The following is a 14,847-nucleotide window of genomic DNA, read 5'->3' as shown; positions in this document are numbered from 1 at the left end:
GTAGTGGGAAGTGGGGTGTGGGGTAGTGGAGCATTTGGCTGAAATTTCCCTAAACCCCTAAATCCCTATCACCCCAAAACCCTATCACCCTGACTCCTGAATCCTGACGACCGAATAAAAAGCAAAAATATAACGGATAACTCCGAAATTAAGATAATAATCATGGCTGACCATTACCCTAATTCTAGAATTTCCGTTTTTTTTAGGTTTTCTTGACTACTATTCGGCGGTGGCCAATCCACTTTCGGTGCTGCCGGTGCTGCGACGACGGGTGAGAGTATTAAAGAGCATAATTCCGATCGCTTTGATCAGATTACCTTCCAACTCTTGGAACATTCTCATGTTCATGCCAAAAGCGGCGTTAGCTTCGGTGACAATGCGATCGGCCATGGCTTGATCTACTGGTAACTCGTCGAGGGTTTGACGATAGTGGTTTTTATAGGCTTTTTCGTCGGGAATATCTTTGAAATCATAGAAAGCTGTGCCACCAGTTTCCAGATTCATCGCTTTTTCGGCGATTTTTTTCAAGATTTGCCCCCCAGACAGATCGCCGAGATAACGGGTATAGGAATGGGCGACTAATAATTCGGGTTCTGTTGTGGCGATTTCCCGAATCCGGTCAACGTAGGCCTGACCTGCGGGAGATAAAGCGATCTCGTTGCGCCAATTGGAACCATAATAAAAATATAAATCCTGTTCCAGCGCATTTTTGCGATTGAGTTCGGGAAAACAGATTTTAGAAACGACGGGATGACTACGAAGTTTTTCCATCTCCTCTTCCATGGCCGAATAGACGAAGTAGAGGTTAGCCACCAGTTTGCGATAGGAAGTTTTTTCCACCACACCTTTGAGAAAACACTTGACAAAACCGACGTTTTCTGCCATGGTGTGAGATTTTTTCGTGCCTTCTCGCAGTTGAGTTGATAAATTAACGCTCATATTATGATCACCTGTTTGGATGAGTAGAATGGATCGGGTTCGTTACAGATGCTTACTAAAACCGCCTATTTGGGTAGATTAAACTGAATCGATCGCTAATTTTATTAAGAATTTTTACAGTGCCACCGGGGGAGCTTAGGGGGAAAAGTTAGCTCTAGAAGGACTTGACCGCCAGTTGAAACTGGTATTGAGCCAGATGGCGAAATTGTAAAGATTAGTGAAAAACTGCTGCCTAGGTCATCTTGGGGAGAGAGAGGCTAGGATTTAGCACTAATATCGATTATCGAGCAACATTCTTCACACTTCTTATTAATTCTTAACATTCAGGAGACTTAGATCAGCAAAATTTCACAAATTAAAACCGAATTTAGCAATCATGCTTATAATCAGTACAGGATTCTTTATGTTGTGCTAAACTCAAGCCCTTGAGAGACAAAGCCATAGTTGCGATGTCAGCGAGAACACATTTAGCAACCCCCTACCCAAACCCTTAGTCATAACACTCTGGTAATGCCCCGAATACTTGTAATCGATGATGATCCTGCAATCGCGGAATTAGTCTCCATCAACTTGGAGATGGCGGGTTATGACGTTAACCCCGCAGAGGACGGGATTAAAGGCCAGGCCTTGGCCGTCCAGTTACAACCCGATTTAATCATGCTGGATTTAATGTTGCCCAAAGTCGATGGTTTTACCGTCTGTCAGCGTTTGCGACGAGATGAACGCACGGCCGACATCCCGATTTTGATGCTCACAGCCTTAGGACAAACCCAAGATAAAGTGGAAGGTTTTAACGCCGGTGCCGATGATTACCTGACCAAACCTTTCGAGGTGGAGGAAATGTTAGCTAGGGTGCGCGCTCTCCTGAGACGAACCGATCGCATTCCCCAAGCAGCTAAACACTCAGAAATACTCAGTTTTGGACCTTTAACCCTGGTTCCCGAACGTTTTGAGGCGGTCTGGTTTGAAGGTGTGGTCAAGTTAACCCATCTAGAATTCGAGTTACTCCACTGTCTTCTCCAACGTCACGGTCAAACCGTTTCCCCCAGTGATATTCTCAAGGAAGTCTGGGGATATGATCCCGATGATGATATCGAGACTATTCGCGTTCACATTCGCCATCTGAGAACGAAACTAGAACCCGATCCCCGTCATCCTCGCTATATTAAAACCGTTTACGGTGCGGGTTATTGTCTGGAGTTACCCACCAATGAACAGGTGGTGCTTGATTCATCGGTGGCAACGGTTTAAACAGGGAGCAATTGTCTAGATAGACAATAGGGACAATTGTTTCCCCGTTCCTCCTCCTCTTCAGATTGAGAAGGTTTGACCGGCGGTTGGGTTTTGATGGCTATGGCTGAGGCCCCTTTTTGTCCCTGACGATAACGAGGGGAAAACACCCCCAGCAAGTCAGGACAATCGCAGGATTGACACTCCCCAGCCTAAAAGCGTGAGGATTCTCGAAGCTCATCACTGCGTTTTCTGGTTTCCCTTACTCACGTCTTACACGATTAGGTCTGAACCGAGACTACTAGAATATCAGTTGCTATCTAGTTTCCCTTTTTCTGGTTCACTCTCCCAGCGTTTTCCTAGTAAAAATGAATTGGGTTGGGCAGACTTTCGAGTAATACTAAATCCGTTGAGTATAGGCTACATATCAGGACAGGCACTCATGCAAGAGGCAAGAGGCAAAAGGAGGAAGGCTCTACCGAACCTGTCATGCAAAACTATCAACAACTCATGCTTGTAAAGCTTGTATACTAGGGCTTTGAGTTTTTGTTAGATTGATATTTATCAACTTTAGAGCATTGCTGGACAAAGAGGGAGCTTGGGGAATTTTCTACAGTGTAAGTTCGGAAGAACCAGGAGGAATAAATAATCAGTCTTTAATAACCAGATTTGGTATAACTGACTATAGCCGAATTGAAAGATGGTGGGAAATAGTCATGAGTGCTTACTTAATGGTAAGCCTACAGTCAGAAAAACTAAGTGAATCGAAAGAAGCTAATTTAGATTTGGCTAACCCAGCTAAGGAAAAAATTAAAAAACATTCTTGGTGGAATCAAGGTAAGGGGTGGAAAAATATCTTAAATAATCTACGATTATTTGTTCAACCTTTATGTTATTTCAATCTCTTAAAACCTTGGTTAGTCGTTGTTTTTAGTCCTCAAATAATTGGCTTGTTCTGTCGGTTATTTTCCCTGCTTAATAAATTAATAAATTCTCTTTTAGAGAATGTTTTGCCACGCAATTCCTATTTCTCTTCTGCCTAGAGTTCCAGAAGAGCGATAGTCATAGGTAACAATCAACAGAAAAGTATTAATCAAGATTGGCAGTAATTTTTCCCTTGACAGCCGAAATTGCGACTGTTCTAGGGGAAGCCAAATAGTTTTTAGCGGTAGGGTCGCCACTGCGTCCTTTAAAATTACGATTGGTGGCATAGATTCCTGTTTCTTCCTTATCTAACACTCCCTTTCCTGAGTTAATACAAGCCCCACAACCAGATTTGAGGATTTGCGCTCCAGATTTCTCAAAAATGGCAAGATAGCCCAATTCTTCAGCTTTTTGACGGACTTCCATCGAAGCTGGCACCACGAATAAATCTACCCCCTGGGCAACCTGACGATCTTTTAATACCGCCGCCGCTTGAGCGAGATCGTAGAGTTTTCCGCCGGTACAAGAGCCGATGAAAGCTTTGGTGATAGGAACATCTTCTAATTGAGTAATGTTAACCACCTGATCTGGTTTAGGGGGACGGGCAACCTGGGGTTCCAAATGGCTCAGATCAAATTGATAAATAGCCTCATACTCGGCATCGGGGTCAGCGATTGCGTCTTCAAACCCGATTGGTGTGCGACTGGTAACATAATCGTTTGTCACTTCATCCGCCGCAATTAAACCACACATGGCACCACATTCAATGGCCATATTAGCCAAGGTCAGGCGTTCATCTAAGGGCAATTGTTCAATGATCGAGCCACGAAATTCCATGACTTTGCTGGTGGCTCCCCCACAGCCCAATTTGCCCAGAATAAATAAGATAATATCCTTAGCACTAATCTGAGGAGGAAGGGTTCCCGATAACTCAAACACCAAAGTGGGTGGGACTCGTATCCACATATCCCCCATGGCAAAAATATTGGCCATATCTGTGGTTCCCACCCCTGTGGAAAAGGCTCCTAAAGCTCCATAGGTACAGGTATGGGAGTCCGTTCCTGCAATGATCATTCCGGGGCGAATAAATCCCTGTTCTGGGAGCAACACATGACAGATACCCGCCGCTTCCCCTGGAGACACGACATCAAACAGATGACAGCCTTGAGCTTGGGCAAATTTGACCATCTGCTCGTACATGACGGGGGCCTTGTTATCAAGGCGAATGTCATTAATTTGGATAAAGTGATCAGCGACTAATACCACCCGTTGTGGATCCCATAATTGGGCAGTTTTCCCATAATTGTCATAAAATACCTTCGCGACCGAACTAGCCACCGCGTCATGGGATAAAGCCAGATCAATCTTGGCAAACACCCCTTCCCCCGGTTTGACATAATCATTGCCCGAAGCTTTTGCTAACATCTTTTCTACTCTGGTCATGGGACGAGCAGGGGTAATACTAGGCGGAATTTTAACCTTTCCTTGACGACGCTTTTGATTAAAGGCCATTAAGCCGCCCTCGTTGGCGATCGCTTCTACCACAGGGTTGCGTTCCGTTTCCCCAATAATTTCCAAGGGTAGTCCAATATTAATACTATTGCGATAGAAAATTTCGGCGAACGATCGCGCTTTAACCTTTTTAATTCCAGCCGCTTTGAGGGCAATGGGGGCAATTTCCCGACTTGATCCACAGCCAAAATTATCCCCTGCTTCGATCTGATCATACTTGAGTAGTTCTCCCACGCCAATGATGTGTTCTAAAGCATATTGTTTTAAGTGGTCTGGATCATCGTTCGTCCCCCTTTTAGCGGGAATAATATCGTCAGTATTAATATCATTTCCCAGGGTCAGGATTTTGTTAGCATCAGTCATGGATTAAACTCCTCATTCAGTAGGTTGTTCAAGGGAAATTTCTTCAAGGAATAGGTCAACAAGGGTAGCCGTATTGACCAAAGTTTCGTGGTTTTGAGGGAACAAATCGGCAGTGCGGTATCCTTTGCTTAAGATTCGCTCCTGGGCATTAAGAATCCGTTGGGCTGCTTTGATTTCTCCCCATTGTTGTAGCATCAAAACACAACCCGCTAGAGTACCCAAAGGGTTGGCAATACCCTTGCCAGCAATATCTGGGGCAGTTCCATGAATGGCTTCATACATCCCCAAACCCTGGTCATTGAGACTGGCTGATCCCAATAATCCAATGGAACCCACCAACGCTCCACCAATATCACTGAGAATGTCCCCAAACATATTCCCCGCCAAAATCACATCAAATTGTTGGGGATTGAGAACCAGTTGCATGGCCAAGTTATCAACGAGCATTGGGGACACCACCACATCAGAAAAATTGGTAGCTTCCTCTTGTACCAATCGAGTCCAAGGAATCTGAGGTAGGGCATTTTCTTTGTGGGCAACGGTAAGTAAACCTCGACGTTCCTGAGCTTTTTGGAGGGCTACCTTGGCAATACGACGAATTTCTTGATCGTAATAGCACATAGTGTGATATCCGTAGGCCCCCTTTTCATCCGTACCCCGCCCCGCCGCGCCAAAATAGATGCCACTGACCAGTTCTCGAACGATTAAAATATCAAGAGCTTGCACTTTCTCCGGTCGCAGACTGGATGTATGCAACAGACTTGGGCAACTGCGAATGGGTCGCAGATTAATAAAAAAGTCGAAGTGCTTCCGGAGTTCTAGAAGTCCCCCTTGACTCACTGCCCCAAAAACAATGCCATCCGACCCTTCACACTGTTGGCTAGTTTCTGGGGGAAAAGTACTACCTAATTTTTCTAGGGCCATGCCACCGAGCAAGCCATAGTCTATAGTTAAGGCAAATCCCTCAAGTTGGGCAACTTGGCGCAGAATGGTTAAGGACGCTTCGACGACTTCAGGGCCAATGCCTTCTCCTGGGATGGCAACGATACGATAGGATGATTTATTCAAAGATGCCATTTTTCCATAACTCCACCACCTCCTCGGCGGTAAAATATCGTTCTTGTTCTACAGCCAAGGTTTTGATCACAGAGCGCATTTTCTCATATTGTTCGTTGGGTTGGGGATGATTGAGTTCTTTTTCAAATAGATAACGGAAATTGCTGGCACCACTCCATTTGCCAAAGAGAATCTCAATTGTGTTGTGGGGCAACACGGCATAACTTTTAGGGTCGCTTAACAAAGACTTAACATGAATGCCAGATTCATGGCGTTGTGCTTGTTGGGAGTAAGGAGCGGCAGGACGAATGCTTTTTTGTTCCATATAATCCAGAACTGGGGCGATCGCCTCATAGTTAATGCCTTCGACTTCAATGCCAAAGCGAACTTTTAAGCCGTTTAATACCTGTTCAATGGCAACATTCCCAGAACGCTCACCAATGCCGCCAAAGGTTCCCGAAACTAGGGTCGCTCCTGCCATCACTGATTGTAGGGTATTTTCTAAAGCTAAACCTAAATCATTATGGTAGTGTACCCCCAGATTGGCCCCTGTGGTACTTTGCAAGAGATCGTTAACCCAAATATAACTTTTTTCGGGAGTCAGAACCCCAACAGTATCACAGAGGTAACAGTGTTCAACATAAGGACTGAAGGTACGCAAGCACTCAACCAAAAAGTCAAAATCGGCCCTTGAGGCATCCTCGATCGCAAATTTTACCCTTAATCCTGCTTCTTGGGTTGCATAGCGTAAATGGTTAACAATTTCATCAATGGCATTTTGACGGATTCGGTTAATAATGTGGTCAGGAATGGGATCATCAATGGTCTTTCCTTGAAACTCTTTCATCTGAGAGATTTCCCGATCGCGTAGAAAGAGTAAGCGATCAGAAAGCCCTTTAAAAAGTACGATCTGACCAAGATCACAGTCTTTAGCCATATCTACGAAGTCCTTTTTGAGCGGGGTGGCAGCAATAATTTGATGCGTTAATCCTTGTGCTACTAAAGCTTTGACTAATTTTGTTTCGTCATCACAAACACAAGGCATTATTTCGATCTCAGACACCCCTGTTTGGGCAATTAAATGAGCAAATTCCTGTTTCATTTCATGGGGAAAAAACAATCCAGCTTGTTGTTCCCCATCTCGTAAGGTCGTATCTGAAATTTTAATAGGAAGAGTTTCCATTTTTCCTCTAATTCATGAAAATTGCCACAAATTCCTGCCGATAAATCGAATGACTTACAGCATTGATCTTACTGCAAATGTGGAATGTTGACAATTGAGGTTGATAAGAGTACGACTGATGTGAGATAGAGAGGCTTGCAAAATCAAAAGGAGGCATCATGATAAGCGTTTTAAGTACCAATTTATGTACTAAATTCTGATCAAGAAAAACTACCATCTCCTAGTAAACCACATTCTGTATATATTCCCCACCAAATCAAGTAATTTTTTTATTTCTATTTTTTTCATTGATTATAGATACTTTGGCGATGTCCTACCCTAATAATTTCAATAATTAACTCCTGATTTTGAACTTGATAGATAATCCGATAATTCCCCACTCTAACCCTATAACTAGATTCACTACCAACAATCTTACGACAACCCACAGGATAAGGATTATTAGCCAATGCTGCTACCGCTTCAATCAAACGAGGAATAGAGGAATAACCGTTTTATCTAGTTTTCTTAATTCTTTTTGAGCAGAACTTTTCTATTCAATTTTATAAGATTCCATCTTGTTTTAATTGCTCAATAAATTGTTCATGGCTAATAGTTGAATCTTGATTTCTTTGGGCAATAATCGCCAAATCTTCCAAATCTTCCAGTAAATCCTCAAATTCCTGTAGAGGCATCACAACAGCCGTTTTTTCCCCTTTTTCATTAACCAAATACTGAAGTTGTAATTGCTCTAGTTTAATCATGTTTTTAACTTTTTTTTAATTAACAATGATTATTAATCTCAGATTTTTACCGTTTATCTTGGCCTTGATTATAGTAAAATATCTGCTAACTGTCAAGAATTTTTTGTGAGGTCATACTGTCCCATCGGTTATTTATTGGTCGGCTTTCATCCCCAGCCGATTTTATGCTATGCTTTTTTAGAAAAATACGGCGGGGGTCTTCAGCCGACATTCAAGATAAACGAGCAGCTTTTCGGGCAGTTTGTCGAATTTCTGACGTTAGAGAGCGATATTCTCACCAAAAAGACGGTAAAGTATAACGGATTTTTAAGCGATCGCCTTGTAATTTAGCGATCTTCATGTTATTGTTCAAGACTAGGACTTCTAGCTACTGACTTCTCTAGGTATTTTTCCCATGTTCAATCAATGCACTCACCAATTATTTGAAATCCAAGTTGAACGCACACCCGAAGCAGTGGCTGTCCTGTCAGAACAAGGGCAGTTGACATATAAAGAATTAAATACTAAAGCGAATCAACTAGCCCATTATTTGCGAACAATGGGGGTTAAGTCCGAAACATTGGTGGGACTTTGTGTTGATCGTTCCCTAGAGATGATTATCGGCTTATTGGCTATTCTCAAGGCGGGGGGGGCCTATGTGCCGCTAGATCCAACCTATCCCAGAGAAAGATTGACCTACATGGTGCAGGATGCTCAAATATCCGTGCTGGTCACGCAAGCGCAATGGTCCAACTTAATTTCCGACTATAAAGGAGAGGTAGTTTGTTTAGATAGTCAGTGGACAAAAATTGCCAGTCATAGTCAGGAAAATCTGGTTAATACTGTAAATCCTGAGAATTTAGCCTATGTCATCTACACATCGGGATCAACGGGAAAACCCAAGGGGGTGATGATTGAACACCAATCCTTGGTAAACTTCACTAAACTAGCGATCAATCAATATCAGATAACCAAAAGCGATCGCATTCTTCAATTTGCCTCTATCAGTTTTGATATGGCCGCAGAGGAAATCTATGTTACTCTTTGTTCTGGTGCTACCTTAATCTTACGAACTGAAGAAATGATCAGTTCTATTCCTTCATTTGTTCAAAAATCCCAAGATTGGCAAATAACTGTTTGGGACTTACCCACCGCTTACTGGCATTTATTAGTTAATGAATTAGTTAAGAGTAAAATAGCATTACCAGATAGCTTGCGATTAGTCATTATCGGCGGAGAAAGAGTTCAACCAGAATTGGTGAGAATGTGGTTTAAAAATGTAGGCAATTTTCCTGAATTAATTAATGGTTATGGACCTACGGAAGGGACAATTGCGGTAAGCGTTTGTCGTCTATCACAATTAACAGAAAGTCAACGCAACGGGACAGAAATTCCCATTGGAAAGAGTTCAGGAGAAAATATTTCAATTTATGTTTTAGATGAAACCTTAAAAACCGTTCCTCCTGAAACACCAGGAGAAATTTATATCGGGGGTACTGCGGTTGCCAGGGGCTATTTAAACCGCCCAGAATTAACTGCTCAAAAATTTATTCAAGCTCCCTTTAGCCCCTCAGAAAGATTATATAAAACAGGAGATTTAGGCAGATATTTAGCCGACGGTAATTTAGAGTATTTAGGAAGAATCGATCATCAAGTTAAAATCAACGGTTTCAGGGTTGAATTAGGGGAAATTGAAACCGTTTTACTGCAACATCATCAAGTAGCTCAGACCGTTGTGATTGATCGAGAAGATACTCTGGGAAATAAAAGATTAGTTGCTTATCTCGTTCCCCATTCAACCGAGGAAAATCTAACCGTAACTCTGCAACAATTTCTAAAAGATAAGCTTCCTGGCTATATGATTCCTGCGACTTTTGTTGTATTAAAGGAGTTGCCCCTTAGTCCCAATAGAAAAATTGATCGTAAAGCTTTACCCGTACCAGATTATGACGGGAACGAGCGTCAAACTCCCTTTATTGCCCCTCGTAATCACCAAGAAGAAAAATTAGCAAAAATTTGGCATCAAGTATTTGGATTAGAAAAAATTGGGGTCAATGACAACTTTTTTCATTTGGGGGGACATTCCCTAATTGCCACACAAATTTTATCTCGAATACGCGATATTTTTGAGATTGAAGTTTCCTTTAAAAAATTGTTGGAGAATCCCACAATTGGGGATTTAAGTCAAACAATTACAGAGCAACAGCAAGATAAAAAAACAACTAGCTTTAAAACAATCAAACCTATTTCACGGGACGGTTATTTGCCTGTTTCTTTCGCTCAAGAAAGGGTTTATTTTATTGAACAATTAGCCCCCTCGATCACCGCCTATCAATTTCAAGAAAGTTTACGCATTAAAGGCTTTTTAGATGTATCTATTTTAGAAAAAAGTATCAGTGAAATTTTACGTCGTCATGAAATATTCCGCACCACATTTCCCTCTGTAGCGGGGAAACTGGTACAAGTCATTCATCCACCCGAACCCGTTACAATACCCATTATTGACTTACAAAATATTCCCCAAAATAAACAGGAAGAAGAGGTTCAAAAACTGACTGAGCAGGCAATCCAAAAACCCTTTGATATTAGTCAATTACCGTTAATACATTGGACATTGTTAAAATTAAATGAACAAGAATGGGTGTTAATTCATGTGGAACATCACATGGTACATGATGGCTGGTCATTTAATTTATTTTTAAAGGAATTAGTCACCCTTTATCAAGCCTTTTCTCAAGGAAAACCTTCTCCATTAAGTGAACCTTCCTTGCAGTTTGTGGATTTTGCCCATTGGCAACGAGAATGGACGAAAACAGAGGAAGCAACAGCCCAACTCAACTATTGGCATCAAAAATTAGCGGGTATTCCTCCTCTATTGGAATTACCCTATGATCGTCCTCGGCCAACTGAGCAAACCTATGGGGGAGCAAGAGTACGAGTAGATCTTCCTTTAGATGTTTGTCAACCTCTGAGAAGCCTAAGCCGCCAAGAGGGGGTAACGCTCTTTATGAGTATGTTTGCAGTCTTTGTCGCGCAAATTTATCGCTATACAGGCCAAGAAGACATCTGTGTGGGTTCTGGAGTGGCTAACCGACGGTTGCGAGAGACAGAGGGACTTATTGGCATGATTGTTAATAATATCGTGCTTCGTACTGATGTTTCGGGAAATCCCACTTTTAAACAATTGTTAGAGCAAGTACGTCAAGTTACCCTGGAAGGTTATGCCAATGAGGACTTACCTTTTGATAAAGTCGTCGAAGTGTTAAAACCCGTTCGTCATTTGAGTTATAACCCTTTATTTCAGGTGATGTTTAGTTTCCATGATGCTCAGTTGCCTGATTTGAATTTGCCTGGATTGAGCATTAAACCGAATGATGCCCTTGCTAATAATTCGGCAAAATTTGACTTAGATATTGTGGTCATTCCTCGTTCTGAGCAACGAGTTGGACGTAATTCGACTTCGGAAACAAAGGGAATTGAAACCGAAGGAATTACGATGGTTTGGGAATATAATACGGGACTCTTCGAGGAATCTACTATCAACAGAATGGTCGAAGATTATCAAACCCTATTACAAGGTATTTTAGCTAATCCCAATCAAAAACTATCTCAATATTCCCTGTTAACAGAGCAACAGAAACATCAGTTATTAGTGGAATGGAATAACACTCAAGCTGAGTATCCGAAAGTTAACGGAATCCATCAACTTTTTGAAGAACAGGTGAAGAAAACACCAGATGCGATCGCTGTTATATTTGAGGATAAATACCTCAGCTATCAACAATTAAACGAACGGGCAAACCAACTTGCTCATTATCTCAAAACGTTAGGAGTCAAACCTGACGACTTAGTAGGTATTTTTCTAGAACGTTCCTTAGAAATGTTCATTGGACTATTAGGAATACTCAAAGCAGGAGGAGCCTATTTACCCCTAGATCCCACCTATCCAGAAGACAGACTGGCATATATGGTTAATGATGCTCAAGTTTCTATTGTGGTTACTTTAGAAAAATGGGCAAATTTAAAAACTCAACAGGCACTTCAATGGGTTTGTTTAGATGGGCAAAAAGACATTATTGCTCAAGAAAGTAGCGAGAATCCTGAACTTTTATTAAATGAAAAAAATCTTGCTTATGTTATCTATACATCAGGATCTACGGGACAACCAAAAGGGGTATTAATTGAGCATCAATCTTTGATTAACTTTACCCAAAGTGCGATCAAAAAATATGAAATAACCGCACAAGATACCGTCTTACAATTCGCTTCTATTAATTTTGATGCGGCAGCAGAAGAAATTTATCCCTGTTTAAGTTGTGGAGGAACCTTGGTTCTGAGAACAGAAGAAATGATGAAATCTGTCTCAGAATTTATACAAGAATCTCAGAAAAAAGCAGTAACAATTTGGGATTTACCCACCGCTTACTGGCATTTATTAGTCAGTGAAATTATTCAAGAAAATCTCCGATTACCGCCATCTTTGAGACTGGTAATTTTAGGGGGTGAGCGAGTGCTACCAGAAAGGGTAAAAATGTGGCAGGAATATGTGGGACAATATCCCCAACTGGTTAATAGTTATGGCCCCACAGAATCTACCGTTGTTTCTACCCTACACTATCTAGAAGAAAGCCCTATTAATCAACCAGAAATTCCCATCGGAAAACCCATTGATAACGTCCAAGTTTACATCTTAGATCAATACCTACAATCGATGCCTATTGGCGTACCTGGAGAACTTCATATCGGGGGTTTAGGGATAGCAAGGGGTTATTTAAACCAACCAGAATTAACGGTCGAAAAATTTATAGATAACCCTTTTAAAACAGGGGAAAAACTCTATAAGACAGGGGATTTAGTTCGCTATAAATTCAACGGTAATTTGGAATTTTTAGGTCGCATTGACTCTCAAGTCAAGATTCGGGGTTTTCGCATTGAATTGACTGAAATTGAAACAGTTTTAGATCAATATTCATCCATCAAACAATCAGTCGTAATTGCCAGAGAGGATAGTCCGGGTATTAAGCGATTAGTTGCTTATATCGTAGGAAATAAACATCAAAATAAAATCGAAGAAATCCGCCATTATCTTAAGCAGAAATTACCGCCTTATATGGTTCCCTCTGCTTTCGTTTTCCTAGAAGAAATTCCCGTCACTCATAATGGCAAAGTTGACCATCGTGCCTTACCTATTCCAGAAACGACTTACTCGTTAGTCAGTGAATTTACTGCGCCTAAAAATCATATAGAAGAACGTTTAACAGCAATTTGGGCTGAGGTTTTAAGACTGGAAAGAGTTAGTATCCATGATAACTTCTTTGAACTGGGAGGAGATTCGATTATTAGTATCCAGATGATTTCCAAGGCGAATCAAATGGGATTAAAGTTAAGTCCTAAGCAGCTTTTTCAGTATCAAACCATTGCCGAATTAGCTACCGTTGTCGGAATGGATAAGCAAGTAAAAGCTAATCAAGAATTAGTCACAGGAATTATCCCTTTAACCCCCATTCAACATTGGTTATTTGAGCAAGATTTACCTGATATTAATTACTTTAATCAATCAGCATTAATTGAAGTTCCAGCAACAGTAAACCCAGAACTATTAAAGCAAGTTATACAAGCATTATTGAATCATCATGATGCTTTGCGGTTGCATTATCTTCAAGAAGATGAAAATTTAACTCAAATTAGTGATACCACAAAAGAGGCAATACCTTTGGAGGTAATTGATTTATCACAACTGTCTCCAAACGCGCAAAAAACAGCAATTATAGCCAAAGATGAAGAAACTCAAAGGAGTCTAAACTTAGCCACAGGATATCTTGTCAAAGTTGTTTTCTTTAACTTAGGAAATGAACAACCCAGTCAATTACTCATCGTCATTCATCACTTAGCGATAGATGGAATTTCTTGGCGCATTTTACTTGAAGATTTAGCTACAGCCTATCAACAAATTAGTCAAGGTCAAGAAATTAAATTACCGCTAAAAACCACTTCATTTCAAGATTGGTCTAACCAGTTGGTCAGCTATAGTCAATCTGAAAACTTAAAACAAGAAAAGGATTATTGGGTATCCAAATTAACAGAAGAGATTGTTTCCCTACCCATTGATTATCCTTGGACAAAAGAGAGCAATCAGTTAAGCTCTGCTAAAGTGATTAACCTATCTTTGAATGAAGAAGAAACCCGTGGATTATTGCAAGATGTTCCTGGTGTTTATAATACCCAAATTAACGATGTCTTGTTAACTGCTTTACTGGAAAGTTTTAGCCAATGGACAGGAGAAAAATCTTTAATTGTTGACTTAGAAGGCCATGGGCGGGAAGATTTATTTGAAGTAATAGATTTGTCTCGTACTGTTGGTTGGTTTACTACCTTATTTCCTGTGCGACTAGAAGGGAGTAAAACGGGACAACTTCCAGAAAACTTAAAATCAGTTAAAGAGCAACTGCGTCGTTTACCCAATCGTGGTATTGGTTATGGTGTTTTAAAGTATTTGTCTAAAGATGAAGAGGTTAAAAAAGAATTTGAGGACTTGATGAAAGCACAAGTTAGTTTCAATTATTTAGGTCAATTTGATCAGGTACTATCCGCATCAGGGGTTTTAGGAGAAGTCAAAGAATGGAAAACGGAACGAAGTCTTGTGGGAAACCGCAGTCATTTGCTAGAAATTAGTGGATTAATTCGTTCTCAAAAATTAGAAATGCAATTTGTTTATAGTGAGCAAGTTCATCAACGAGAGACCATTGAAAAATTGGCAAATGGATTTATGAGCGTCTTAAAAAGCCTAATTATTCACTGTCAGTCATCCAAGGATAAAAGTTATACACCATCAGACTTTTCTGCCGCTCAAGTTAGCCAAGAACAGCTAGATAAATTCCTGTCAAAAATCAATCAAAAGAAAGGTAAAACGAGGTAGGT

10 protein-coding genes and 1 pseudogene are annotated in these 14,847 nt (G+C 40.9%); 4 read left to right on the top strand and 7 right to left on the bottom strand.

The features are described from left to right. Positions 1-219 precede the first annotated feature (219 nt). A complete protein-coding gene (locus tag IQ234_RS07320) occupies positions 220-939 on the bottom strand; it encodes a heme oxygenase (biliverdin-producing) (RefSeq protein WP_193956610.1) in 720 nt (239 codons plus the stop codon). 510 nt (positions 940-1,449) lie between these two features. Here IQ234_RS07320 and IQ234_RS07315 point away from each other — a divergent pair. Together IQ234_RS07315 and IQ234_RS07310 are read left to right on the top strand one after the other, a co-directional pair. Next, positions 1,450-2,190 carry a response regulator transcription factor gene (locus IQ234_RS07315; protein WP_110579697.1) on the top strand — a complete coding sequence of 247 codons (741 nt, stop codon included), beginning with the start codon at positions 1,450-1,452 and terminating at the stop codon, positions 2,188-2,190. A 695-nt stretch (positions 2,191-2,885) separates the two neighbouring features. Beyond that, a complete protein-coding gene (locus IQ234_RS07310) occupies positions 2,886-3,212 on the top strand; it encodes a hypothetical protein (protein WP_193956611.1) in 327 nt (108 codons plus the stop codon). A 46-nt stretch (positions 3,213-3,258) separates the two neighbouring features. Here the strand turns inward: IQ234_RS07310 and IQ234_RS07305 are convergent, their stop codons facing one another. The 6 genes and pseudogenes from IQ234_RS07305 to IQ234_RS07285 form a co-directional block, all read right to left on the bottom strand. Then, positions 3,259-4,536 carry a 3-isopropylmalate dehydratase large subunit gene (locus IQ234_RS07305; protein WP_265578467.1) on the bottom strand — a complete coding sequence of 426 codons (1,278 nt, stop codon included), beginning with the start codon at positions 4,534-4,536 and terminating at the stop codon, positions 3,259-3,261. A 132-nt stretch (positions 4,537-4,668) separates the two neighbouring features. Next, a pseudogene (locus IQ234_RS21555) lies at positions 4,669-4,821 on the bottom strand (3-isopropylmalate dehydratase); the annotation flags it as partial. Between the two features lie 159 nt (positions 4,822-4,980). Further along, positions 4,981-6,045 (bottom strand): isocitrate/isopropylmalate dehydrogenase family protein, encoded by a 1,065-nt coding sequence (locus tag IQ234_RS07300; RefSeq protein WP_193956608.1) that lies wholly within the window; start codon positions 6,043-6,045, stop codon positions 4,981-4,983. Continuing rightward, complete coding sequence (locus IQ234_RS07295; RefSeq protein ID WP_193956607.1) at positions 6,029-7,207, bottom strand: 2-isopropylmalate synthase; 1,179 nt, start codon at positions 7,205-7,207, stop codon at positions 6,029-6,031. Before IQ234_RS07295 ends, IQ234_RS07300 begins: the two co-directional genes overlap by 17 nt. Before the next feature lie 284 nt (positions 7,208-7,491). Next, positions 7,492-7,656, bottom strand: coding sequence for a type II toxin-antitoxin system RelE family toxin (locus IQ234_RS07290; protein WP_265578466.1), 165 nt, complete (start codon positions 7,654-7,656; stop codon positions 7,492-7,494). 93 nt (positions 7,657-7,749) lie between these two features. After that, on the bottom strand, positions 7,750-7,950 hold the full coding sequence (locus IQ234_RS07285) for a hypothetical protein (protein ID WP_193956606.1): 201 nt from the start codon (positions 7,948-7,950) through the stop codon (positions 7,750-7,752). 105 nt (positions 7,951-8,055) lie between these two features. Here IQ234_RS07285 and IQ234_RS07280 point away from each other — a divergent pair, with 105 nt between their 5' ends. Both IQ234_RS07280 and IQ234_RS07275 read left to right on the top strand, forming a co-directional pair. Continuing rightward, entirely contained in the window at positions 8,056-8,280 is a 225-nt protein-coding gene (locus tag IQ234_RS07280; RefSeq protein WP_193956605.1) for a hypothetical protein, read from the top strand. 64 nt (positions 8,281-8,344) lie between these two features. Continuing rightward, entirely contained in the window at positions 8,345-14,845 is a 6,501-nt protein-coding gene (locus tag IQ234_RS07275; protein ID WP_193956604.1) for a non-ribosomal peptide synthetase, read from the top strand. The last annotated feature ends 2 nt before the right edge of the window (positions 14,846-14,847 follow it).

The organism is Microcystis aeruginosa LEGE 91341 (genome assembly GCF_015206885.1).
Classification (GTDB): Bacteria; Cyanobacteriota; Cyanobacteriia; order Cyanobacteriales; family Microcystaceae; genus Microcystis; species Microcystis aeruginosa_H.
This window is presented reverse-complemented; position numbering and strand designations above follow the sequence as displayed.